We start from the raw sequence: 21,171 nt of genomic DNA on the forward strand, positions 1-21,171 counted from the left end.
CCATGCAGCGTCGAACCCTGCTCCGCCTGACCCTGGCCGCTGGTGCCTCCTTGGCACTGGCGGGGTGCGGCTTCCAACTGAAAGGGATGGATGCCGCCGCCCTTCCCTTCGCCTCGCTGGCCGTGGATGGCACGAATGACGACCTTTCCCGGCTTGCGGTCAAACGCCTGCGAGCAGCGAACGTCAGTGTCGACGAGTCGGCCCCCCAGGTATTGAACCTGGGACCGGAGTCCTTCGGCGAACAGCGCTTGAGCGTGCTGAAGTCCGGCCATCAGGCATACGACATGACGCTCGATGTGCCCTTTTCGGTCCAGCGGCGCGACGATGGCGCCTATCTGCTTGATCAGCAGCGCCTCGAGGTCCAGGAGCGCCTCACCTTGAGCAGCAACAACCTACTCGCCAGCGATGATCGGCGTACCGAGGTGCAGCGTCGTCTGCGTCGCAAGGCGGTCGACCAGTTGCTGGAGCGGCTGCGGGCTCTCGACGGCCAATGAGGAGACAAGCGTGAAGGTCTTCGCCGACAAGCTCGAGGACGCCCTGGCCAAGTCCCTGCCTCCGGTAGTGATCGTCGCCGGCGATGAACCGCTGCAGCACATGGAGGCATGCGATGCCGTGCGCCGTGCAGCGCGCAACGCCGGTATCGAAGAGCGCGAAGTGCTCCATGTGGAAGCCAACTTCCCCTGGGGGCGTCTGCTCGAGAGTGCCGCCAGCCTTTCCCTGTTCGCCTCCCGCAAGCTCATCGAGCTGCGCCTGAACGGCAAGCCTGGCCAGGAGGGCGCCAAAGCCCTCAAGGAATACGCCGAGAGCATGAGCGGCAGTGATAACATCCTGCTGATCGCCTCCGCCAAGCTGGACTATCGCGAACAGAAAAGCGCCTGGTTCAAGGCACTGGACAAGGCCGGGCTCTTCGTTCCGGTATGGCCCGTGGATGCCTCCCGACTGCACTTCTGGCTGCGCGACCGCGCCTCCCGCCATGGCCTGACGCTGGATCTCGATGCCGCCCGCCTGCTCGGCGAACGCACCGAGGGCAATCTGCTGGCCGCCGATCAGGAACTGCAGAAGCTGGCCCTGCTGCTGCCGCCCGGGGCGCGCATCTCTCCCCAACAGGTGGCCGGCGGCGTGGAGGACAGCGCCCGCTATGATGTCTTCACCCTGCTGGATGCCTGCCTCAAGGGCGAACGCGCCCGGGTGTCGCGCATCCTCGGCGGCCTGCGCGGCGAGGGCGTCGAACCGCCCATCGTGCTGTGGGCCCTGACTCGTGAGCTGCGGCTGCTGCTGTCGATCCACCAGCATCTGGATCAAGGCCAGAGCCTCGAGCATGCCTGCAAAGCCCAGAAACCGCCGATCTTCGACAAGCGCCGTCCCGCTTACCAACAAGCCATCCAGCGCCTGCCCATGAAACGGCTGCACAAGCTGCTGTTGTTTGCCCAGCGGCTAGACCTGACCATCAAGGGTGCCGGCACCATCCCCCTGTGGGACGGCCTGCACGACCTGGCGTTGACGCTGGCGGGCGGTCGCGGGCCGCTGGCTGAGCTACCCTCCTCCTATCGAATCGGTGGACGAGGATAGCGGCGATCCGTGAAATCTCAGACACTTATCCGCTATAATGAGGCATCATCGCTATCGTCGTGACGCAAGGACGCCACACGCGGAGCCGACACGAGCCGTCATACGCCAACTACCCATAAGGATACTTCTCCATGAAACGACTCAGCCGTCTCCTCAGCCCGCTTCTGATCGCTGCCCTGGTCATCGGCAGCCTGCCAGCCGTCGCCGCCGCGCCGAACAGCGAACTGGTCGGCACCGCCGCCGTGCTCGATGCCAGCACCATCCAGCAGGACCGCGAGCACATTCGCGATGTCCTCGCCCGTGAAGACGTACAGCGCCAACTGCAGCTGCAGGGCGTCGATGCCGATGAAGTGCAGGCCCGTGTGGCGGCGCTGTCCGACGCCGAGGTCAGCGAGATGGCCGACCGGCTCGACCAGATGCCCGCCGGGGCCAGCGTCGTCGGCGCCCTGTTCGCCGTCTTCGTGATCCTGCTGGTAACCGATATCCTCGGCCTCACCAGCGTCTACCCCTTCACCCGCTGATCGGGAGACGCTTCGAATGATTCGCCTGCTTCGGCAGCCAGGAAACGCCCGCCTTGCGGGCGTTTTCATGTTGGCACTCTTCATGCTGAGCCTCGCGGGCTGTGCCTCGACACCAAGCCTGTCGCCCGAGGCCGCCCGCACGCTCCCCCAGCAAACCCTGCTCGACGACGTGCCCTTCCACGGGCAGCGCGACTACCAGTGCGGCCCCGCCTCCCTGGCCATGGCACTTGGCGCCAGCGGTGTATCAATAGACGTGGACACCTTGATACCCCAGGTCTTCCTGCCCGATCGTGAAGGCAGCGTGCAGCCCGAGATGCTGGCTACGGTCCGCCGCCATGGGCGCATTGCCTTTCCGCTCGAAGGGAGCTTCGAGGCATTGCTGGCCGAGCTCGACGCCGGCCATCCGGTGGTGGTGATGCAGAATCTGTCGCTGCCCCTGTGGCCGGTCTGGCACTACGCCGTCGCCATTGGCTACGACCGACCAGCCGAGGAAATGATCCTGCATAGCGGGACAACCCCGAAGCAACGGGTAGCGTTCAATCGTTTCGACGCTACCTGGGCACGCAGTGACCGCTGGGCCTTCGTCGCCCTTCCCCCTGGCGATCTCCCGGCCGGCGGTGATGTCGACAGCGCCATTCAAGCCATCACCGACTTCGAGTCCGTGCAGGGCGCCGAGGCGGCGCTTCCCGCCTGGAATGCCCTGGCAGAACGCCATCCCCGCTCCGCCATGACACGCTTCGCCCAGGGCAATGCCCGGTATGCGACCGGCGACGAAGACGGTGCCATCATCGCCTTTCGCGCCGCAACCCACGCGGACACCGAGCTGGCACCCGCCTGGCTCAATCTCGGCCTGCTGTTCAAGGCCCAAGGCAACATCGAACGGGCGCGCCACGCCCTCGAGCAGGCGGCAACGCTCCCCGGGCCTTGGCAGTCACGTGCCCAGGAGGAGCTGGCATCACTCGAACAAGGAGAGGAGAGCCCAAGGTGAGCTATGAGATCGTGCTCAAGCGCGTCAGCCAATCGAACCCGACGATGGCACGCGCCTGCTGGTGGATCGGCTCTGGCCACGCGGCAAACGACGTGAATCGCTGGCCCTGACCGACTGGTACCGGGATGCCTCACCGTCCCTGACCCTGCGCCGTCAGTATCATGAAGGCGAGATCAGCAACGGCGTATTCGCCGCCCGTTATCGCGGCGAACTACGCAGCGCTCCCGAGAATCTCCTGCCGCTGATGCGCTATGCCCGAGCCGGACGATTGACACTGCTTTCGGCGTCCCGCGACCTGGACGCCTCTCATCTACCGGTACTCAAGGAGGCCCTGCTGGCGGCCCTGCACGAAGAGGATATGGCGGACAGCGAGCCCGCCTCGTCGCCATGCTTTGCGCGTGAGCGACCGTCCGACGACCCGCCAGGCTCCTCCGACTAGGATGAGGCGCGATCAGCGCCGCGTGGCGTCGTAGCCAAGATCGGCGCCACTATTCTCGTCACTGCTGCGGCGAGCACGGCCACGCTTGCGGTTCTCTTCCTCGCAGACCTCATCCTTGCCGCCGCAGACCTCGCAGCCTTCCTTGAGGCCAAGGTTGTTGAGCCCGCCACAAGATCCCTGGATGGGACGACGCCCCAGGATAACGCCCACGGCCATCGCCGCCATGATGACCAGCATCAAGGCTAGTACGACCAGAAAGGTACTCATATGAACTCTCCACAATAAAAGGAATGGGGCCCGCATTCTTTATGACCATGACATCCGGTCATGAGATCCCCATCGGACTCCTTGTCGGGTATGCCGACAGCGGCACTATCGGCATACCCGACGAGAAGACCCAACAGGGCCGGCCCGAAGGCCGGCCCTGAGCGTCTTCGGTGTCAGCCACCGAAGTCATCCAGCATGATGTTTTCCGGTTCGACACCAAGATCCACCAGCATCTTGATGACCGAAGCGTTCATCATGGGCGGTCCACACATGTAGTACTCGCAGTCCTCAGGTGCCGGGTGGTTCTTGAGGTACTCTTCGTAGAGCACATTGTGGATGAAGCCGGTCGCACCTTCCCAGTTATCCTCGGGCAGGGGATCGGACAGCGCCAGGTGCCACTCGAAGTTGTCATGCTCCTCGGCCAGCTTGTCATACTCTTCGTTATAGAAGGTCTCCCGCCAGGAACGAGCACCATACCAGAAGGTAATCTTGCGCTTGGAATCCAGGCGCTTGAGCTGGTCGAAGATATGACTGCGCATCGGTGCCATGCCAGCACCACCGCCGACGAACACCATCTCCGCGTCAGTGTCCTTGGCGAAGAACTCGCCGAAGGGCCCCATCACGGTCACCTTGTCACCCGGCTTCAGGCTGAAGACGTAGGTCGACATCAACCCCGGCGGATGACCGGTGTTGGGCGGCGGCGTGGCGATACGCACGTTGAACTTGAGGATCCCCTTCTCTTCCGGGTAGTTGGCCATGGAGTAGGCACGGATGATCTCTTCGGTGTTCTTGTGGGAAATGTCGAAGAGGCCGAACTTCTCCCAATCGCCCTTGTACTCTTCTTCGATATCGAAGTCGGAGAACTTGATGTCATAGGGCGGCGCCACCAGCTGCACGTAACCACCGGCGCGGAAGGCGACATCCTCGCCTTCAGGCAAGCGCAGGTTGAGTTCCTTGATGAAGGTAGCGACGTTGGGATTCTCGATGACCTCGCATTCCCACTTCTTGACACCGAAGACCTCCTCGGGCACCTCGATCTTCATGTCCTGCTTCACTGGCACCTGGCAGGACAGGCGCCAGCCATCCTTCTTCTCGCGCAGAGTGAAGTGAGACTCCTCGGTGGGCAGGATCGAGCCGCCGCCCTCTTCCACGCGGCACCGGCACTGAGCGCAGGAGCCGCCACCGCCACAGGCGGATGACAGGAAGATGCCATTGGCGGCCAGGGTGTTGAGCAGCTTGCCGCCCGCCTGAGTGGTAAGAGTATGCTCGGGGTCGCCGTTGATTTCGATGGCGACATCCCCGGTGCTCACGAGCTTGCTCCGAGCGGCCAGGATCACCGCCGTCAGACCGATGATGATCACGGTGAACATGACCACACCGAGCAAGATGACTGTTGTATCAACCATGTCGGTTTCCTATTGCTTGCGTTGCCTGGTTACCGGTGGCACGCGGCCACCGGCAGAACACGACCCACCTCAAAGCTGAATGCCGGAGAAGGACATGAAGCCCAACGACATCAGGCCGACGGTGATGAAGGTGATGCCCAGGCCCTGCAGGGAGGCGGGCACGTCGCTGTACTTGAGCTTTTCGCGAATACCGGCCAGGGCGGTGATCGCCAGCGCCCAGCCAAAGCCGGCCCCCAGACCGTAGACCACGGATTCACCGAGATTGTAATTACGCTCGGACATGAACAGGGTCGCGCCGAGGATCGCGCAGTTCACGGTGATCAGCGGCAGGAAGACGCCCAGGGCGTTGTAGAGCGCCGGCACGTACTTATCGAGGAACATCTCCAGGATCTGCACGATGGCGGCGATGACACCGATATAGCTCAGATAACCAAGGAACGTCAGATCGATGTTCTCGGCACCGGGGATGCCGGTCCAGACCAGCGCTCCCTCGCCGAGCAGATAGGTCAGGATCAGGTTGTTCACCGGCACGGTGATGGTCAACACCACGATGACGGCGATGCCCAGGCCGAATGCCGAGGATACCTTCTTGGATACGGCCAGGAAGGTACACATGCCCAGGAAGAACGCCAGGGCCATGTTCTCGACGAAGACCGAGGCAACGAACAGGCTCAGATAATGTTCCATGTTACACGGCCTCCTTCGGCTGGGTGTTGGACTTCATCTCGAACTCGTTCTCCTCGACCTGCTCGGGGTTGATGGCGCGCAGCACCCAGATGAGCAGGCCGATGATGAAGAACGCCGACGGCGGCAGCAGCAGCAGCCCGTTTGGCACGTACCAGCCACCGTCCTGCACGGTCTGCAGCACGGTGAAGCCGAACACGCTGCCGGAACCCAGCAGTTCGCGGAAGAAGCCGACGGTCATCAGGATGAAGCCGTAGCCGAGACCGTTACCGACACCGTCCAGGAAGGACAGCCCCGGCGTGTTGGTCATGGCGAAGCCCTCGGCACGCCCCATCACGATGCAGTTGGTGATGATCAGGCCAACGAAAACCGACAGCTGCTTGGACATCTCGTAGGCATAGGCCTTGAGAATCTGGTCCACCACAATTACCAGCGAGGCAATGATCGTCATCTGCACGATGATGCGGATGGAAGATGGGATATGGTTGCGGATCAACGAGACGAACAGGTTGGAGAACGCCGTCACGAAGATCACCGCCAGCGACATGACCAGAGAAACGCTCATGCTGCTGGTTACCGCCAGCGCACTACAAATACCCAGGATCTGCAATGCGATGGGGTTGTTCTTGAAGATCGGCGTCGTCAGGACGCCCTTGGCAGTCGGTGTAGACATCTTCAGGCTCCTTCAGTCTCGTCGGCGGAAGCCGTATCGACGGCTCCCTGATCGGTGCCGCTGCGGAACTTGGCCAGATACTCGCCGAAACCCTCGGGCCCGAGCCAGAACTGCAGCATGTTGGTCACCCCCTTGCTGGTCAGCGAGGCCCCGGAAAGCGCGTCGACCTCGGTATCGGCACTGGCACCACCCTTGACCAAGGCGATGGCCGGATTCATGTTGCCGTCCTCGGCGTAGATTTCCTTGCCTTCCCACTGAGCCTTCCACTTGGGATTATCGACTTCACCGCCGAGCCCCGGAGTTTCGGAATGCGAGTAGTAAGTAATGCCGACGATGGTATTGCCATCGCCTTCCACGGCCAGGTAACCGCGCATCAAGCCCCACAGGCCCTGCCCGCGAATCGGCAGAATCACCTGCTCAGGGTCGTCCTGATCGCCCACCAGGTAGACGGTAGTATAATTTTCCTGGCGCGACAGACCCGCAATGTCCTTCTCGCCGGACAGGGTCCGCGACTGGGCAGGATCCTTGGCCGCCTGGAAGCTGTCGTACGTCTCTGGGTCGAACTCGTCGGTATACTCACCACTGCGCAGGTCGATCACCTTGGGCGTGATCTTCTTGAACTCTTCCGCCACATCGTCGCCCGGCTCATAGAGATCAGCCACGTTGAGGATGTTGGTCTTGCGGTCCAGTTCCTGGTTGAGCTGCTGCTTCGCACGCAGCGCCACCGCAGCAGTGGAAACGATGATCGAACACACGATGCAGAGTGCGAACGCCACCGTCAGGATCTTCTTGATGGAGTTGTTGCTCTGTGCCATCAGGCATTCTCCTCGGCCGATTCACCGGTGCGCCGCTGGCGACGCTTGATGTTGGCCTGAACAAAGAAGTGGTCGATCAGCGGGGCGAACAGGTTGGCGAACAGGATCGCCAGCATGATGCCTTCCGGGAAGGCCGGGTTCACCACGCGGATCAGCACGGTCATGACACCGATCAAAGCCCCGAAGATCAGGCGACCCGGGTTGGTCATGGAGGCGGACACCGGATCGGTGGCCATGAATACCATGCCGAAGGCGAAGCCGCCGATGACCAGGTGCCAGTACCAGGGCATGGCGAACATCGGATTGGTATTGGAGCCGATCAGGTTGAACAGGGCGCTGGTCACGACCATACCGAGGAAGACGCCAAGCATGATTCGCCAGGAGGCGATCTTGGTCCACAACAGCACCGCCGCACCGATCAGGATCGCCAGTGTGGAGGTCTCGCCTACCGAGCCCGGCATGAAGCCGAGAAAGGCATCCCACCAGCTGAACTGGTCGCTCAGGGCGCTCATGCCGTTCTGGTAGGCGGTGGACAGCGCAGTAGCGCCGGTAAAGCCATCGGCCGCCACCCAAACGGAGTCACCGGAAATCTGTGCTGGATAGGCAAAGTACAGGAAGGCACGCCCCGTCAGCGCCGGGTTGAGGAAGTTCTTGCCGGTACCACCGAAGATTTCCTTGCCGATCACCACACCGAAGGTGATGCCGAGCGCCACCTGCCACAGCGGAATGGTCGCCGGCAGGATTAGGGCAAACAGCACCGAGGTAACGAAGAAGCCCTCATTGACCTCGTGGCCACGCTTGATGGCGAACAGCACTTCCCAGAAGCCCCCGACCACGAAGGTCACCAGATAGATGGGCAGGAAGTAGGTGGCGCCGAGTACGAAGTTGCCCCACAGGCTGGAGGGGTCATGGCCGCCAGCAAGCGTCATGACGATGGCCTCGCGCCAGCCAGTCGCCGCGCCGAAGCCATCGGCGATGGCCAGGTTGGCCTGCCAGCCGGCATTCCACATGCCGAAGAGCATGGCCGGGAAGGTGCACAGCCAGACCGTGATCATGATGCGCTTGAGGTCGATGCCGTCGCGCACATGAGCGGTGGTCTTGGCCACACTCGGGGGCGTGTAGAAGATGGTGTCCACCGCTTCATAGAGCGGGTAGAACTGCTCATACTTCCCGCCCTTGTGGAAGTGCGGCTCGAGATTATCGAGTGTCTGTCGGATACCCATCATCAGGCCTCTTTCTCAATCATGGTGAGGTTATCGCGCAGGATGGGACCGTATTCGTACTTGCCGGGACACACGTAGGTGCACAGCGCCAGGTCCTCCTCATCCAGCTCCAGGCAGCCGAGCTGCATCGCCGTCTCGATGTCGCCGACAATCAGCGAGCGCAGCAGCTGGGTGGGCAGGATGTCCAGCGGCATCACTTCCTCGTAGACTCCCACCGGCACCATGGCCCGCTCCGAGCCGTTGGTGGACGTGGTCGGCGCGTAGTTGCGCAGGCCCTTTAACCTGGAAAGATAAATCCCCATCACGGAATGACGGTTGCCGCCCGGCGAAAGCCAGCCCATGAAGCTGCGCTTGTTGCCCTCTTCGATCAGGCTGAGCTGGTTATAAAAGCGGCCGAGGTAGCGCAGACTGCCTTCGCAGGCCATACCGGAGAACACCGACCCGGAGATCACTCGGGTATCCTCGGGCTCCACGACCTCGCCATTCAGCAGCTCTTCGGTACTGGCGCCCAGACGAGTGCGCAACAGGCGCGGCTGCTTGGCACGCGGTCCGCCCACGGCGATGACCCGATTGACGTCGAGCTTGCCCTCGGCGAACAGCTTGCCGAAGGCGATGACATCCTGATAGCCGAGGTGCCAGACCGACTTGTGAAGCGCCACGGGCGAGAGATGATGAATATGGGTACCGACCAGGCCGGCCGGATGGGGGCCAGAGAAGGTCTCCATGGACACGCCGTCGACATCGCCGCCGGGCACCTTGGACTGCGGAGCGGTGCACAGGAACACCTTGCCCTCGGTCAGGCGCGTCAGCACCTTGAGACCATCCTCGAAGGCCTCGGCCTGCTCGTTGATAATGTCGGCGGGATCGGCGCTGAGCGGGTGAGTGTCGATGGCGGTGACGAAGATGTTCTCAGGCTTGGCGTCCAGTGCCGGCGTCCGCGAATACGGGCGCGTGCGCAACGCTGTCCACAGGCCCGACTCGACCAGTTGGTCGACCACTGCCTGACGGTCGAGAGATACCAGCTTGTCACGGCCATGGGCGGTGAAGCTGACCGCCTCTTCAGTATCGTCGACCTTGATCACCACCGACAACAGCTTGCGCTTCTCGCCACGGTTGATGGCCACGATCTCGCCGGCCGCCGGCGCGGTGAAGCGAACACCTTCGATCTTCTTGTCGGTAAAGAGCAGTTGGCCCAGTTTGACCTTGTCCCCTTCCCGGACCTCCATGGTCGGCTTCATGCCGATATAGTCGGTTCCTAGGACGGCCACGTGACGCACCGGACGCGCATCTTCAATGCGCTGCTCCGGGGCACCCGTGATGGGGAGATCCAGGCCTTTCTTGACTTCGATCATAGTCTCGCCCAGTTGATGGATCGGATATACGAAGGAAAGGGGTACGAATGGGTTCAGATTCTTGTGGTTGTCAGAATGTTACCAGTCGGGCCCGAGACGGAACTCGAACCACCCCGAAAATCCCGGATATTATAAAGAGAAGCCGATGCGATGACTACCGACCGAAGGTCGCAAAACGAGGCAGAAAGCCTATCGCCGGGCTGACCGAGGAGTGGAAAAAACGTTGGTCGGCGAAAGACACGGCCTATAGCAGGTCTTGCCGCCCCCGCCGGATGACGGGGACGTGGAAGGAGGACTTACCCTTATGCGCGGGGCAGCTTGAGGAAGTTCACGTTGGAGACGTGCTGCAGGATACGAATAACCTGGCAGCTGTAACCGAACTCATTGTCGTACCAGACGTAGAGCACCGCGTTCTTGCCATTGGCGATGGTCGCCTGGGCATCGACGATCCCGGCATGACGGTTGCCGACGAAATCGGTGGACACCACCTCGGGCGAATCCACGAAGTCGATCTGTTTCTGGTAGTCGGAACCGATGGACATGCGGCGCAGGTAATCGTTGAGCGCCTCAGCGTCGGTCTCCCTGTTCAGGCGCAGATTGAGGATCGCCATGGAAACATTGGGTGTCGGCACCCGAATGGCGTTGCCAGTGAGCTTACCGGCGAACTCGGGCAACGCCTTGGCCACGGCCTTGGCAGCACCGGTTTCGGTCAACACCATGTTGAGCGGTGCGCTACGGCCACGACGATCGCCCTTGTGGTAGTTGTCGATCAGGTTCTGATCGTTGGTATAGGAGTGCACCGTCTCGACGTGACCATGCTCGACGCCGAACTCGTCGTTCATCGCCTTGAGCACCGGCACGATGGCGTTGGTGGTACAGGACGCCGCCGAGATGATGCGGTCATCGCTGGTGATGTCCTGGTGGTTGATGCCATAGACGATGTTCTTGACGTCGCCCTTGCCCGGCGCCGTGAGCAGCGCCTTGGCAACCCCCTTGCAGGCCAGGTGCTGGCTCAACCCTTCTTCGTCACGCCAGATACCGGTGTTATCGACCACCACGGCATGGTCGATGCCATAGGTCGTGTAATCGATCTCGGCGGGCGAGTCGGCATAGATCACCTTGATGACATTGCCGTTGGCGGTCAGGGTACGGGCCTCGACATCGACACTGATGGTGCCGTCGAAAGGACCATGCACGCTGTCGCGACGCAGCAGGCTCGCCCGCTTCTCGAGGTCCTTGGCGATATCGCCTCGGCCGCGAACCACAATCGCCCTGAGTCGCAGCAGGTTGCCGCCACCGGCCTTCTCGACCAGCACGCGGGCCAGGATGCGGCCGATACGACCGAAGCCATACAGCACCACATCCTTGGGCTCACCGGTGCCCGCATCCGGGTCATGGGCATCGACGATCTCGGCCAGCTCCTCACGCAGGAAAGCCTCGGCATCGCCACCGCCACGTTTCTTGAAGGCCACGCCCAGCTTGCCGAGATCGACATGCGCCGGCCCCAGGTTGAGCAACTGCATGGCCTGCACCAGCGGGAAAGTATCCTGGACGGAGAGTTCGGTCCCCTCGATCTTGCGGACGAAGCGATGATCCTTGAGGATCCGGATGACACTGCGGTTGAACAGCGAACGCCCGAACATCGTGGTCACGACATTGTTGCCGCGATAGAGACTGCCGATCAGCGGGATCATCTGCTCAGCGATCGCCTGGTTGTCGTGCCATTCCTGGAAAACGGTATCGAGGGATTCCTGACTCACGTGAGGCCTCTCTGTACGGGTTGCTGTGCGGGTTGAGATTCGCCGGTATTATCCGAAGCCGGCCACCAGAGAGCAATCACGGGATGGTCGCAACCGGTGTAGACGGATTACAACAACCGGCTTCTCACTACATGACACACGGGGCTGGTATGATGCCCACAGTCATCCCATTCGACACGACGCGAAGACGCCATGCCGACTTTCTCGCCACTCGACCCCCAGCGCCCTCAGGGAGCGCGTGACACGCTCTACTGGCAGACGCCGCCCGGCAGTGCCACGGCACTGGCATTGGCGCATCTGGCCGAGGATGCCCCGCTACTGGTCATCACCGCCGACACCGCCGCCGCCCAGCGCCTGGAAGGCGACCTGGCCTTCTACTCACGCCTGCCGGTGCTGCCCTTTCCTGACTGGGAAACGCTGCCCTACGACAGCTTCTCGCCCCATCAGGACATTGTCTCGGCCCGCCTGCGCACCCTGCGTCGCCTTCAGGAAGGCGAGCACGGCATCGTGCTGGTGCCGATCAACACCCTGATGCAGCGCCTGCCTCCCGTGGACTACATCGCCGGGCGCGTGATGACCCTCGAGGTCGGCATGAAACTCGACCGCGAAAGCTTCCGTGAACGCCTGTCGCGAGCCGGTTACCGGGCCGTCGAGACCGTCTACGAACCCGGTGAATATGCGCTGCGCGGTGCACTTATCGATCTCTACCCCATGGGCAGCGAGACGCCCCTGCGCATCGACCTGTTCGACGACGAGATCGACACCCTGCGCCGTTTCGACCCGGACACTCAGCGTAGCCAGGACAAGGTGGAACGCCTCGACCTGCTGCCGGCACACGAGTATTCCCTGTCGCGTGACGCCATCGCCTGCTTTCGTGAGGGCTTCGAGACCCTGTTCGACGTCGACCCACGCCAGTGTCCGCTGTATGTGGATGCGCTGAAGGGCATTCCCTCGCCGGGCCTGGAACAATACCTGCCGCTGTTCTTCGACGAGACGGCGACGCTGTTCGATCATCTCGTCGACACCACCAGAGTGGCCCTGACACCGGGCGTCTTCGAGGCCGCCGAGCATCATTGGGCGGCCATCGAAAGCCGCTATGAAAACCTCGGCGTCGACCCCACGCGCCCCTTGCTGCCACCCCACCGTGCCTTCGTACCGGTTCCCGAAGTCTTCGCCGCTATCAAGCGCTACCCTCGGGTCGAGCTCACCGACGACACGCACCATGCCCACGCCATCGCCCCGGCAGTGCGCAGCGTTCCGGAAGTGACGATCAACGCCCGTTCCAAGGAGCCGCTCGCCGCCCTCTCCCACTTTCTCGAGGAGCACGCCACCCGAGTACTGTTCGTCGCCGAATCGCGAGGACGCCGCGAGGCCCTGGAAGAGACCCTGGCACCTCTCAAGCTCAACCTGCCCCATGTCGATGACTTCTCTGCCTTTCTCGATGGCGAGCCGCGCCTTGCCATCACCGAGGGCACCATCGACGCCGGCCTGTGGCTCGAGTCGCCGAACCTGGCGGTGATCAGCGAGACCGAACTGTTCGGCGAGGTCGTCCGCCAGAGCCGCCGCCGGGAAAAAGCCACCGACGACGACGAACTGGCCATTCGCCACCTTTCCGAACTGCGCCCGGGCGCCCCCGTGGTGCACCAGGCACACGGCGTGGGCCGGTATCTGGGGCTGGAAACGCTGGAGGCGAACGGCCAGGCCGCCGAGTTCGTCGCCCTGGAATACGCCGACGGCGCCAAGCTCTATGTGCCGGTGGACAGCCTGCACCTGATTTCCCGCTATGCCGGGGCCGACGATGAGCTGGCCCCGCTGCATCGCCTGGGTTCCGAACAATGGGACAAGGCCAAGAAAAAGGCGGCCGAGAAGATCCGCGACACCGCCGCCGAGCTGCTCGACATCTATGCACGACGCGAGGCCCGCGAGGGTTTCGCTTGTCAGATGCCGGACGCCGAATACGCCCGCTTCGCCGGCAGCTTTCCCTTCGAGGAAACCCCCGACCAGCGCGCCGCCATTCAGTCGGTACTGGGCGACATGACGGCACCACGCCCCATGGACCGCGTGGTGTGTGGCGATGTAGGCTTCGGCAAGACCGAGGTGGCCATGCGCGCCGCCTTCCTGGCCGTGCACTCCGGGCGCCAGGTCGTGGTGCTGGTGCCCACCACTCTGCTGGCCCGCCAACATTACGAAAACTTCCGCGACCGCTTTGCCGACACCGCCGTCAATATCGAGCTTGTCTCGCGATTCACCGGCGGCCAGGGGCAGAGCGCCGCCAAACAGCGTATCGAAGACGGTCGCGCCGACATCGTCATCGGCACCCATAAGCTGCTCTCCAAGTCGATGCGCTTCGCCAACATGGGCCTGCTGGTCATCGATGAGGAGCACCGCTTTGGCGTCTCCCAGAAGGAGCGTCTCAAGCAACTACGCTCCGAGGTGGATATTCTGACGCTAACCGCCACGCCCATTCCGCGCACGCTCAACATGGCCATGAGCGGCATTCGCGATCTCTCCATCATCGCCACCCCGCCGGCGCGTCGCCTGTCGGTGAAAACCTTCGTCCAGCAGCGCGACGAATCGGTGATCAAGGAAGCGATCCTGCGCGAGATCCTGCGCGGCGGGCAGGTCTACTTCCTGCACAACGAGGTCAAGACCATCGAGACGGCCGCCGAAAGCGTGCGCGAACTGGTTCCCGACGCCCGGGTCGGTGTGGCCCACGGCCAGTTGCCGGAGCGCGCCCTGGAGCGGGTGATGTCCGACTTCTACCACAAGCGCTTCAACGTGCTGGTCTGCTCGACCATCATCGAGACCGGCATCGACGTGCCCAGCGCCAACACCATCGTCATTCAGCGTGCCGACAAGTTCGGCCTGGCCCAGCTTCACCAGTTGCGTGGCCGCGTGGGACGCAGCCATCACCAGGCCTATGCCTACCTGCTCACACCGCCGCCGCGAGCGATGACCCGCGACGCCACCAAGCGTCTCGAAGCGATCGCCCAGTCCGACGACCTGGGCGCCGGCTTCACCCTGGCCAGCCACGACATGGAGATCCGTGGCGCCGGCGAACTGCTCGGCGACGAACAGAGCGGCCAGATGGAAGCCCTGGGCTATAGTCTCTACATGCAGATGCTGGATCGTGCCGTGAAGGCGATACGCGATGGCAAGACGCCCAATATCGAGGCGCCCCTGGACGAGGGCGTCGAGGTCAGCCTCAACCTGCCGGCGCTGATTCCCGATGACTATCTCCATGACATCCAGCAACGCTTGGTCATGTACAAGCGCATCAGCAATGCCGAGACCGAAGCCGAGCTCAAGGAGCTCCAGGTCGAGATGATCGACCGCTTCGGCCTGCTGCCGGCACCGGTCAAGACCCTGCTGCGCCAGACGCGGCTACGCCAGCGTGCCGAACGACTGGGCATCGCCCGGATCGAGGCTGGCACCGAGCGGGGCCGAGTGATCTTCTCCGGCCACACTCGGGTCGATCCCTTGACCCTGGTCGAACTGATCCAGCACGAACCGCAGACCTACCGACTCGAAGGCGCCGACACACTGCGTTTCTCGGCGAACCTGGAGGACGAGGCATCGCGCTTCGACTTCGTCGAACGACTCCTGGACTCACTCAATCGCAAGGCCGAAGCGGCATGAGACTCGCCGGCCACTCGATACCGGGCGGAGAACCTCCCACCGGTAAATCACTCCAACGCTTAGGTCATTGACTCAAGGATGTGGCCATGGCCCCGAATGAACGGCAATCAGAGACGATGACAGAGATGACACGCACTTCCTTTTTCGGGTACAGCGCCCGCCTCGCCATGGCCCTGGGCCTGGCCGGCGCGCTTGCCACCCCTCTCCAGGCCGCCGACGGTGACCTGCCCCCTGGCCATTATCGGCTACCCGACGATGGCGACCTGATTGGCGAGGTCACCACCGTCAAAGCCGACAAGGAAGACACCCTGATCGATATCGGCCACGAGCACCGCATCGGCTACAGGGCCATGGTACGTGCCAACCCCGACGTCAGCGTCTGGTATCCCGGCGAAGGAACAGAGGTCAAGATCCCCGGTGAGTTCATCCTCCCCGACGTGCCACGTGAAGGCATTGTGATCAATGTCGCCGAAATGCGCCTCTACTATTATCCGCCGGCCAAGGATGGTGAACCACGCACTGTCCAGACATACCCGCTCGGGGTGGGCCGTCAGGATTGGGAAACACCGCTGGGCACCACGACCATTACGCAAATGGTCAAGAACCCGGCCTGGTATCCGCCCGAATCCATTCGCCAGGAACACGCGGCAGCCGGCGACCCACTGCCAAGCGTGGTACCCGCCGGCCCCGACAACCCGTTGGGTACCCGCAAGATGCGCCTCGGCATCCCCGGCTACCTGATCCACGGCACCAACAAGCCGGAAGGCGTGGGCATGCGCGTGTCTCACGGCTGCGTAAGAATGCTGCCAGACGATGCAGAAACCCTGTTCGACCAGATCTCGGTGGGCACCCAGGTGCGCATCATCAACGACAGTTTCAAGCTCGGCTGGTCCGATGGCACACTCTACGTGCAGGCCTATCCCTATCTGGACGAGAAGCAGGGCACGACCATCCAGCGCGTCACCGAGGCGCTCTCTCAGGTCGAGGCCAGCATCGAATCCGGCGACTATCCCGTGGATTATGGGCGGCTGCGTGAAGTCGTGGAAGTGCCCAGCGGCATGCCGGTGGCCCTGAAGGCTCCCGAGGAGCCCGCCCCTGAGCCAGAGCCCAAGTCACTTTACGACCACCTCGAACTGGCCGCCGCCCAACCGGGGTTCATGGACCGCCTCTCCCGCGACGGCTAATGCCGACCAACGCCGGGACACATACGACAAGGGCCCCGCCGAATGGCGGGGCCCTTGTCTATCGTAACAACCGCTGCCCAAGGCAGCGGAGCACGATCACTTGCGCATGGAACGCTCGAACATGCGGTTCATCTCTTCACGGTTCTGCTGAGACACCTGCAGAGCCTGCTGAGCGTCACGCTGCGCCTGGTTGGCGGTGTTCTGAGCCTGGGTCGCGACGCTACGAGCTTCGGCAGCATCGGCCTGAGCGGACTCAGCAGTGGTGCGCACTTCTTCCAGGGCACCGGAAGAAGCACAGCCAGCCAGAACGGCCAGAGAAGCGGCAGCGGCGGTCAGCTTCAGAGTGGTCTTGAGGGTCATAATGTTCTCCTTGGATCTTCCTTGGAACTGCATTGGCAATGCCTGTCGAAACAGGCTCCCCGCAAAGCGGGACTTTAGTAAAGTACTGTCTTCAGTACTTCTTTAGCAACTTTACGTTGCGCATCGCAGAAGTCAAACGCTGTTCAAAAATCCCTAGCGCCCGCTTCCAGACGGGAACGTCCCTAGCGCATATAAAGCCTAGCGGATGACGACCCGCGTGCCAATGTCGATCATCGACGACAGGCTATCGATCTGACCATCCGTAACGGCGACACAGCCATCCGTCCAGTCAAAGCGGCGATGGATCTCCGGATCTGCCACCCCGACGCCATGAATGCCGATATATCCTCCCAGTACCGTGTCCTGGGGCGGGTTGCCGTGCCGCCGGTAATAAGCGAAGTAATCGTCATAGTCCCGCTGGCTGTAGACACCGGACTGCAGCGCCATACGCGCATGGGTGGGTGTTGGGTAGTCAAGGCCGATGAAGGTGTGGAACTTGCTGTCGAAATTGAAGCGTGTGACACGAAACTCGCCCAATGGCGTCACGCGGCCGCCTCGCAGGCGCTGGACCTCGGCCCCGCCTCGCCCCAGCGAGATCGGTGAGAAGCGCTCCAGCAGCGTATTGCCGCGATAGAGGCTCAAGCTGGCCGCATCGTCGTCGACCAGTATCCAGACTTCATTGCTGTAACGCGGCTGACCGGCATGCGCGAGGATCTCGTCCATCGTCTCATCACGCGTCTGGATGGCATCCATCAGACTGGCATGGGATAGGGAAGGCATCAGTAGAGCCAGGCATAGGCCCGCGCACAGCGAACCGAAGCGGCGGCGAGAAAGCAATGTCATGGTAGGCGGAACTCGTCGACGATGGGATAGGCAATGAAATCGACGACGTTTATACCGCACCTGGCCTCGGGTGTCAGTTCAACGTCGCCAGTGACATCACCACCGAGGCGGCACTGTTGCCATGAAGCGACAATCCTCCATGAAGCGACAGCCGGGTCATGCAACGACAAGCTACCACTCCTCACTGGTCTGTCGCAGCGCACCGATCTCGCGTTTGGCCTCGCTCAGGCAATCGAGCAATTCCATGCCCAGGTCATCGCCGCCACCGACGGCGATCATCCCCTGGGCCACCCCGCCCGAACGGCGCGCCACACCGTCGCTGGAATGCAACGCTTCGAGCCGGACCAACAGACGGGCCAACCAACTGTCGGGGCGCTCAGCAAGGCTGCGCAGCCGCTCGAGCTCGGCCAGCCGCGGCTCATTGGACAGCAGCAGCGTCCGCCAATCATCGCTCGTTGGCAAGGCATGCTCGGTCAGTTCGGTGAGCTCCCGCACCAGCGACGCCAACGCCAGCTCGAGCAACGCCATGGCACCCTCCTCGGCCGCCATGCGCCGCGCCTCGGCGTGTTCGTCATCCCCCGGCGCGACGGCAAGCAACAACTCGGCCTGATAGAGCAACTGATTGGTTCGCGCACGAGGGGTCACTTGCGCTTGTCCTCCACCTGCCAGCGACCATCGGCAAAGGTGGCCTTCCAGCCGGTCGCCTTGCCGTTGTCATCGGTCATCACGAACTGTTCCTTGGCCTTGCGCGAGAAACGAATCTGGGCCGGGCGCCCGTCGGGATCCGCACTCGGCGCATCGAGCAGGTAACGGTACTTGTCGGGCAGTTCCTCGCCATGGGCCTGGAGCTCGACGACCAGGGGCGGACGCGTCTCGCGATTCTTGGGGAACTTGCTGGCCGCCAGAAAGAGCCCGCTGGCGCCATCACGCAGCACGTAATGATCGTCGACCTTCTGGCACGCCAGTTCGGGCATGGGGATGGGGTCCATCTTGGGCGGCGCCACCTCCCCGTTGCGGAGCAGCTTGCGGGTGTTCTTGCAGGCATCGTTGGTGCAACCGAAGTACTTGCCGAAACGCCCGGACTTGAGCTGCATCTCGCTGCCGCACTTGTCGCATTCGATGGTCGGCCCATCATAGCCCTTGATGCGAAACCTGCCCTCTTCAACCTCGTAGCCATCGCAATCGGGGCTGTTGCCGCAGATGTGCAACTTGCGCTGCTCGTCGATCAGGTAACTATCCATGGCGGTGCCGCACTTCGAACAGCGATGCTTGGCACGCAGCGCGTCGGTCTCGGCTTCCTCGCCGGCATCGGCCGCCACGGCCTCATCGCCGGGCAACAGATCCATGGTGGTCTTGCAGCGCTCCTTGGGCGGCAGGTTGTAGCCGCTGCAACCAAGGAAGACTCCCGTCGAGGCGGTGCGAATCTGCATCTCGCGTCCACAGGTGGGGCACTCGATATTGGTGGGCACCGGCTGGTTGGGGCGCATGCCTTCATCGCTCTCGGCCACGCTGAGTTCCTCGCGGAACTCAGCGTAGAAGGCATCGAGCAGCTCGCGCCAACGGCGCTGGCCCTCGGCCACCTCGTCGAGACTGTCCTCCATGCGCGCCGTGAAGGAGTAGTCCATCAGGTCGGGGAAGGACTCCTTGAGCCGCTCGGTGACGATGTCGCCCAGCTTCTCGGCATAGAAACGCCGATTCTCGAGGCGCACATAGCCCCGGTCCTGGATGGTCGAGATGATGGACGCATAGGTGGAAGGCCGGCCGATGCCCTTCTTCTCGAGCTCCTTGACCAGGCTGGCTTCGGTGTAGCGCGCCGCCGGCTTGGTGAAATGCTGCTGCGGGTCCAGCGAGTCGAGCGTCAGGGCGGTGCCCTCGGCGATGTCCGGCAGCGACTGATCCTCGTCCTTGCGACCCATGGGCTTCATGACCCGGGTATAACCATCGAACTTCAGCACCCGCCCCTTGGCCCTGAGTTCATAGCCCGAGGCTTCGACCGTCAGGGTGGTGGACAGGTATTCGGCCGGCGTCATCTGACAGGCTACGAATTGACGCCAGATCAACTCATAGAGACGCTCGGCATCACGTTCCATGCCGGCGAGATCACCGGCCTGACGTGCCACATCGGAAGGCCGGATGGCTTCGTGAGCCTCCTGGGCGCCTTCCTTGCTGGTGTAACGATTGGGCGCTTCGGGCAGGTAACGCTGGCCGTACGCCTCACCGATATAGTCACGCGCACTGGTTACCGCTTCCTGCGAGAGGTTGGTGGAATCGGTACGCATGTAGGTGATGTAGCCGGCTTCGTAGAGGCGCTGGGCCAGCGTCATGGTCTTCTTCACCGAGAAGCCCAGGCGGCCACTGGCGGCCTGCTGCAGGGTCGAGGTGATGAAGGGCGCGTTCGGTCGGGAGCGGGTCGGCTTGTCCTCACGGCTGGTAACCGCCAGCTTCGCCTCGCGCAAAGCGGCGATGCGCTCCAGGGTTTCGGTCTCGCTGGTCGGCCGAAATGCCTTGCCATCCTGGCGCGCCAGCTCGAAGCGTACCGCTTCTCCATTGCCATCGCGCGGCGACAGGTCAGCGTGAACGTCCCAGAACTCTTCGGGCACGAAGGCTCGGATCTCGCGCTCACGCTCGACGATCAGACGCATGGCCACCGACTGTACGCGACCGGCGGACAACCCGCGGGCGATCTTGGCCCACAGCAGCGGCGAGAGCATGAAGCCGACCACCCGATCGAGAAAACGCCGCGCCTGCTGAGCCTCTACCCGCGGCATGTTCAACTGGCCCGGGTCCTCGAAGGCTTCGTGAATGGCGTTCTTGGTAATCTCGTTGAACACCACCCGACGATAGCGCGACTCGTCACCACCGATGGTCTCGCGAAGGTGCCAGGCAATGGCTTCCCCCTCGCGGTCCAGATCGGTGGCGAGATAGACGTTATCGGCCTTGTCGGCCAGCTTCTTCAGCTCGGCAACCACCTTTTCCTTGCCGGGCAGAATCACATAATCGGCCTCCCAACCATGGTCGGGATCGATGCCCATGCGACGAATGAGCTGGTCGTGAGCCTTGCGCTTGCGATACTCGGCCTTTTCCTCGGCGGACATCTTGCGTGTTGCCGCCGCCTGGCGGGCGCGCTCCTTGGGATCCGAGGCCGCCTTGCCCGAGCCGCTGGTCGGCAGGTCACGAATGTGTCCCACGCTCGACTTCACGATGTACTCGTTGCCGAGATATTTGTTGATCGTCTTGGCCTTGGCCGGCGACTCGACGATGACCAGTGACTTACCCATAGTGCTCCACAATGCTATTGACGCCAGCCTGGGCTTGCGCCGAACGGTTTCGGCCCGCCGCATCTTCGGCGGTGAAAAATGCGCTTACCCTACCCCAGCGTTCGCCTTCACGCCAGTCGCGACCTATGAACCTAGCCCGAGGACGATGAAGACCACAAGCGTCACCTGAC

19 protein-coding genes are annotated in these 21,171 nt (G+C 62.7%); 7 read left to right on the forward strand and 12 right to left on the reverse strand.

Annotated features, from left to right (window positions below):
• Window positions 1-2 precede the first annotated feature (2 nt).
• From FZZ93_RS00680 to FZZ93_RS00700, 5 genes are all read left to right on the forward strand, one after another.
• Entirely contained in the window at window positions 3-494 is a 492-nt protein-coding gene (locus FZZ93_RS00680) for an LPS-assembly lipoprotein LptE (RefSeq protein WP_149320407.1), read from the forward strand.
• Window positions 495-504: 10 nt separating this feature from the next.
• The gene (gene holA, locus FZZ93_RS00685) at window positions 505-1,569 is read left to right on the forward strand and encodes a DNA polymerase III subunit delta (RefSeq protein ID WP_149320408.1); all 1,065 of its coding nucleotides are present in this window, start codon (window positions 505-507) and stop codon (window positions 1,567-1,569) included.
• Between the two features lie 131 nt (window positions 1,570-1,700).
• Window positions 1,701-2,090, forward strand: a complete 390-nt coding sequence (locus FZZ93_RS00690) for a PA2779 family protein (RefSeq protein ID WP_149320409.1) — start codon at window positions 1,701-1,703, stop codon at window positions 2,088-2,090.
• A 67-nt stretch (window positions 2,091-2,157) separates the two neighbouring features.
• Window positions 2,158-3,078: a PA2778 family cysteine peptidase gene (locus tag FZZ93_RS00695; RefSeq protein ID WP_246146051.1), complete on the forward strand. Its 921-nt coding sequence runs from the start codon at window positions 2,158-2,160 to the stop codon at window positions 3,076-3,078.
• 61 nt (window positions 3,079-3,139) lie between these two features.
• On the forward strand, window positions 3,140-3,517 hold the full coding sequence (locus FZZ93_RS00700) for a DUF488 domain-containing protein (protein WP_309675889.1): 378 nt from the start codon (window positions 3,140-3,142) through the stop codon (window positions 3,515-3,517).
• Between the two features lie 12 nt (window positions 3,518-3,529).
• Here the strand turns inward: FZZ93_RS00700 and nqrM are convergent, their stop codons facing one another.
• The 8 genes from nqrM to FZZ93_RS00740 all read right to left on the reverse strand — a co-directional run bounded on the left by nqrM (window position 3,530) and on the right by FZZ93_RS00740 (window position 11,697).
• Window positions 3,530-3,784, reverse strand: coding sequence for a (Na+)-NQR maturation NqrM (nqrM, locus tag FZZ93_RS00705; protein ID WP_149320411.1), 255 nt, complete (start codon window positions 3,782-3,784; stop codon window positions 3,530-3,532).
• A gap of 173 nt (window positions 3,785-3,957) precedes the next feature.
• On the reverse strand, window positions 3,958-5,190 hold the full coding sequence (gene nqrF, locus FZZ93_RS00710; RefSeq protein ID WP_149320412.1) for an NADH:ubiquinone reductase (Na(+)-transporting) subunit F: 1,233 nt from the start codon (window positions 5,188-5,190) through the stop codon (window positions 3,958-3,960).
• 69 nt (window positions 5,191-5,259) lie between these two features.
• Window positions 5,260-5,877 carry an NADH:ubiquinone reductase (Na(+)-transporting) subunit E gene (nqrE, locus tag FZZ93_RS00715; RefSeq protein ID WP_149320413.1) on the reverse strand — a complete coding sequence of 206 codons (618 nt, stop codon included), beginning with the start codon at window positions 5,875-5,877 and terminating at the stop codon, window positions 5,260-5,262.
• Window position 5,878: 1 nt separating this feature from the next.
• Complete coding sequence (locus FZZ93_RS00720) at window positions 5,879-6,547, reverse strand: NADH:ubiquinone reductase (Na(+)-transporting) subunit D (protein WP_149320414.1); 669 nt, start codon at window positions 6,545-6,547, stop codon at window positions 5,879-5,881.
• A 2-nt stretch (window positions 6,548-6,549) separates the two neighbouring features.
• Window positions 6,550-7,362, reverse strand: coding sequence for a Na(+)-translocating NADH-quinone reductase subunit C (locus FZZ93_RS00725; RefSeq protein ID WP_149320415.1), 813 nt, complete (start codon window positions 7,360-7,362; stop codon window positions 6,550-6,552).
• Window positions 7,362-8,588 carry an NADH:ubiquinone reductase (Na(+)-transporting) subunit B gene (locus tag FZZ93_RS00730; protein ID WP_149320416.1) on the reverse strand — a complete coding sequence of 409 codons (1,227 nt, stop codon included), beginning with the start codon at window positions 8,586-8,588 and terminating at the stop codon, window positions 7,362-7,364. The genes FZZ93_RS00725 and FZZ93_RS00730 overlap by 1 nt, the downstream gene beginning before the upstream one ends.
• Window positions 8,588-9,937 carry a Na(+)-translocating NADH-quinone reductase subunit A gene (locus FZZ93_RS00735; RefSeq protein WP_149320417.1) on the reverse strand — a complete coding sequence of 450 codons (1,350 nt, stop codon included), beginning with the start codon at window positions 9,935-9,937 and terminating at the stop codon, window positions 8,588-8,590. Before FZZ93_RS00735 ends, FZZ93_RS00730 begins: the two co-directional genes overlap by 1 nt.
• 302 nt (window positions 9,938-10,239) lie before the next feature.
• Window positions 10,240-11,697, reverse strand: coding sequence for a glyceraldehyde-3-phosphate dehydrogenase (locus FZZ93_RS00740; RefSeq protein WP_149320418.1), 1,458 nt, complete (start codon window positions 11,695-11,697; stop codon window positions 10,240-10,242).
• 192 nt (window positions 11,698-11,889) lie between these two features.
• On the opposite strand from FZZ93_RS00740, the gene mfd reads away from it, so the two are divergent.
• Window positions 11,890-15,336, forward strand: coding sequence for a transcription-repair coupling factor (mfd, locus tag FZZ93_RS00745; protein ID WP_149320419.1), 3,447 nt, complete (start codon window positions 11,890-11,892; stop codon window positions 15,334-15,336).
• Between the two features lie 125 nt (window positions 15,337-15,461).
• Window positions 15,462-16,520: a L,D-transpeptidase family protein gene (locus tag FZZ93_RS00750; RefSeq protein WP_246146052.1), complete on the forward strand. Its 1,059-nt coding sequence runs from the start codon at window positions 15,462-15,464 to the stop codon at window positions 16,518-16,520.
• Between the two features lie 96 nt (window positions 16,521-16,616).
• Here FZZ93_RS00750 and FZZ93_RS00755 read toward each other — a convergent pair whose 3' ends face one another.
• The 4 genes from FZZ93_RS00755 to topA all read right to left on the reverse strand — a co-directional run bounded on the left by FZZ93_RS00755 (window position 16,617) and on the right by topA (window position 21,001).
• The gene (locus FZZ93_RS00755) at window positions 16,617-16,880 is read right to left on the reverse strand and encodes an Lpp/OprI family alanine-zipper lipoprotein (protein ID WP_149320421.1); all 264 of its coding nucleotides are present in this window, start codon (window positions 16,878-16,880) and stop codon (window positions 16,617-16,619) included.
• A gap of 198 nt (window positions 16,881-17,078) precedes the next feature.
• The gene (locus FZZ93_RS00760; protein WP_149320422.1) at window positions 17,079-17,723 is read right to left on the reverse strand and encodes a L,D-transpeptidase family protein; all 645 of its coding nucleotides are present in this window, start codon (window positions 17,721-17,723) and stop codon (window positions 17,079-17,081) included.
• Between the two features lie 171 nt (window positions 17,724-17,894).
• Window positions 17,895-18,368 carry a DUF6586 family protein gene (locus tag FZZ93_RS00765; RefSeq protein ID WP_149320423.1) on the reverse strand — a complete coding sequence of 158 codons (474 nt, stop codon included), beginning with the start codon at window positions 18,366-18,368 and terminating at the stop codon, window positions 17,895-17,897.
• Window positions 18,365-21,001 carry a type I DNA topoisomerase gene (topA, locus tag FZZ93_RS00770; RefSeq protein ID WP_149320424.1) on the reverse strand — a complete coding sequence of 879 codons (2,637 nt, stop codon included), beginning with the start codon at window positions 20,999-21,001 and terminating at the stop codon, window positions 18,365-18,367. The genes FZZ93_RS00765 and topA overlap by 4 nt, the downstream gene beginning before the upstream one ends.
• Between the last annotated feature and the right edge of the window lie 170 nt (window positions 21,002-21,171).

The sequence above is a fragment of the Halomonas eurihalina genome (genome assembly GCF_008274785.1).
Taxonomy (GTDB): Bacteria; Pseudomonadota; Gammaproteobacteria; order Pseudomonadales; family Halomonadaceae; genus Halomonas; species Halomonas eurihalina.

Excerpts from the sequence above, each read along its gene's own strand:
- FZZ93_RS00680 (WP_149320407.1), top strand. The coding sequence starts at position 3 with ATGCAGCGTCGAACCCTGCTCCGCCTGACCCTGGCCGCTGGTGCCTCC.
- FZZ93_RS00690 (WP_149320409.1), top strand. The coding sequence starts at position 1,701 with ATGAAACGACTCAGCCGTCTCCTCAGCCCGCTTCTGATCGCTGCCCTG.
- FZZ93_RS00695 (WP_246146051.1), top strand. The coding sequence starts at position 2,158 with ATGTTGGCACTCTTCATGCTGAGCCTCGCGGGCTGTGCCTCGACACCA.
- nqrM (WP_149320411.1), bottom strand. The coding sequence starts at position 3,784 with ATGAGTACCTTTCTGGTCGTACTAGCCTTGATGCTGGTCATCATGGCG.
- nqrF (WP_149320412.1), bottom strand. The coding sequence starts at position 5,190 with ATGGTTGATACAACAGTCATCTTGCTCGGTGTGGTCATGTTCACCGTG.
- nqrE (WP_149320413.1), bottom strand. The coding sequence starts at position 5,877 with ATGGAACATTATCTGAGCCTGTTCGTTGCCTCGGTCTTCGTCGAGAAC.
- FZZ93_RS00720 (WP_149320414.1), bottom strand. The coding sequence starts at position 6,547 with ATGTCTACACCGACTGCCAAGGGCGTCCTGACGACGCCGATCTTCAAG.
- FZZ93_RS00725 (WP_149320415.1), bottom strand. The coding sequence starts at position 7,362 with ATGGCACAGAGCAACAACTCCATCAAGAAGATCCTGACGGTGGCGTTC.
- FZZ93_RS00730 (WP_149320416.1), bottom strand. The coding sequence starts at position 8,588 with ATGATGGGTATCCGACAGACACTCGATAATCTCGAGCCGCACTTCCAC.
- FZZ93_RS00735 (WP_149320417.1), bottom strand. The coding sequence starts at position 9,937 with ATGATCGAAGTCAAGAAAGGCCTGGATCTCCCCATCACGGGTGCCCCG.
- mfd (WP_149320419.1), top strand. The coding sequence starts at position 11,890 with ATGCCGACTTTCTCGCCACTCGACCCCCAGCGCCCTCAGGGAGCGCGT.
- FZZ93_RS00750 (WP_246146052.1), top strand. The coding sequence starts at position 15,462 with ATGACACGCACTTCCTTTTTCGGGTACAGCGCCCGCCTCGCCATGGCC.
- FZZ93_RS00755 (WP_149320421.1), bottom strand. The coding sequence starts at position 16,880 with ATGACCCTCAAGACCACTCTGAAGCTGACCGCCGCTGCCGCTTCTCTG.
- FZZ93_RS00760 (WP_149320422.1), bottom strand. The coding sequence starts at position 17,723 with ATGACATTGCTTTCTCGCCGCCGCTTCGGTTCGCTGTGCGCGGGCCTA.
- topA (WP_149320424.1), bottom strand. The coding sequence starts at position 21,001 with ATGGGTAAGTCACTGGTCATCGTCGAGTCGCCGGCCAAGGCCAAGACG.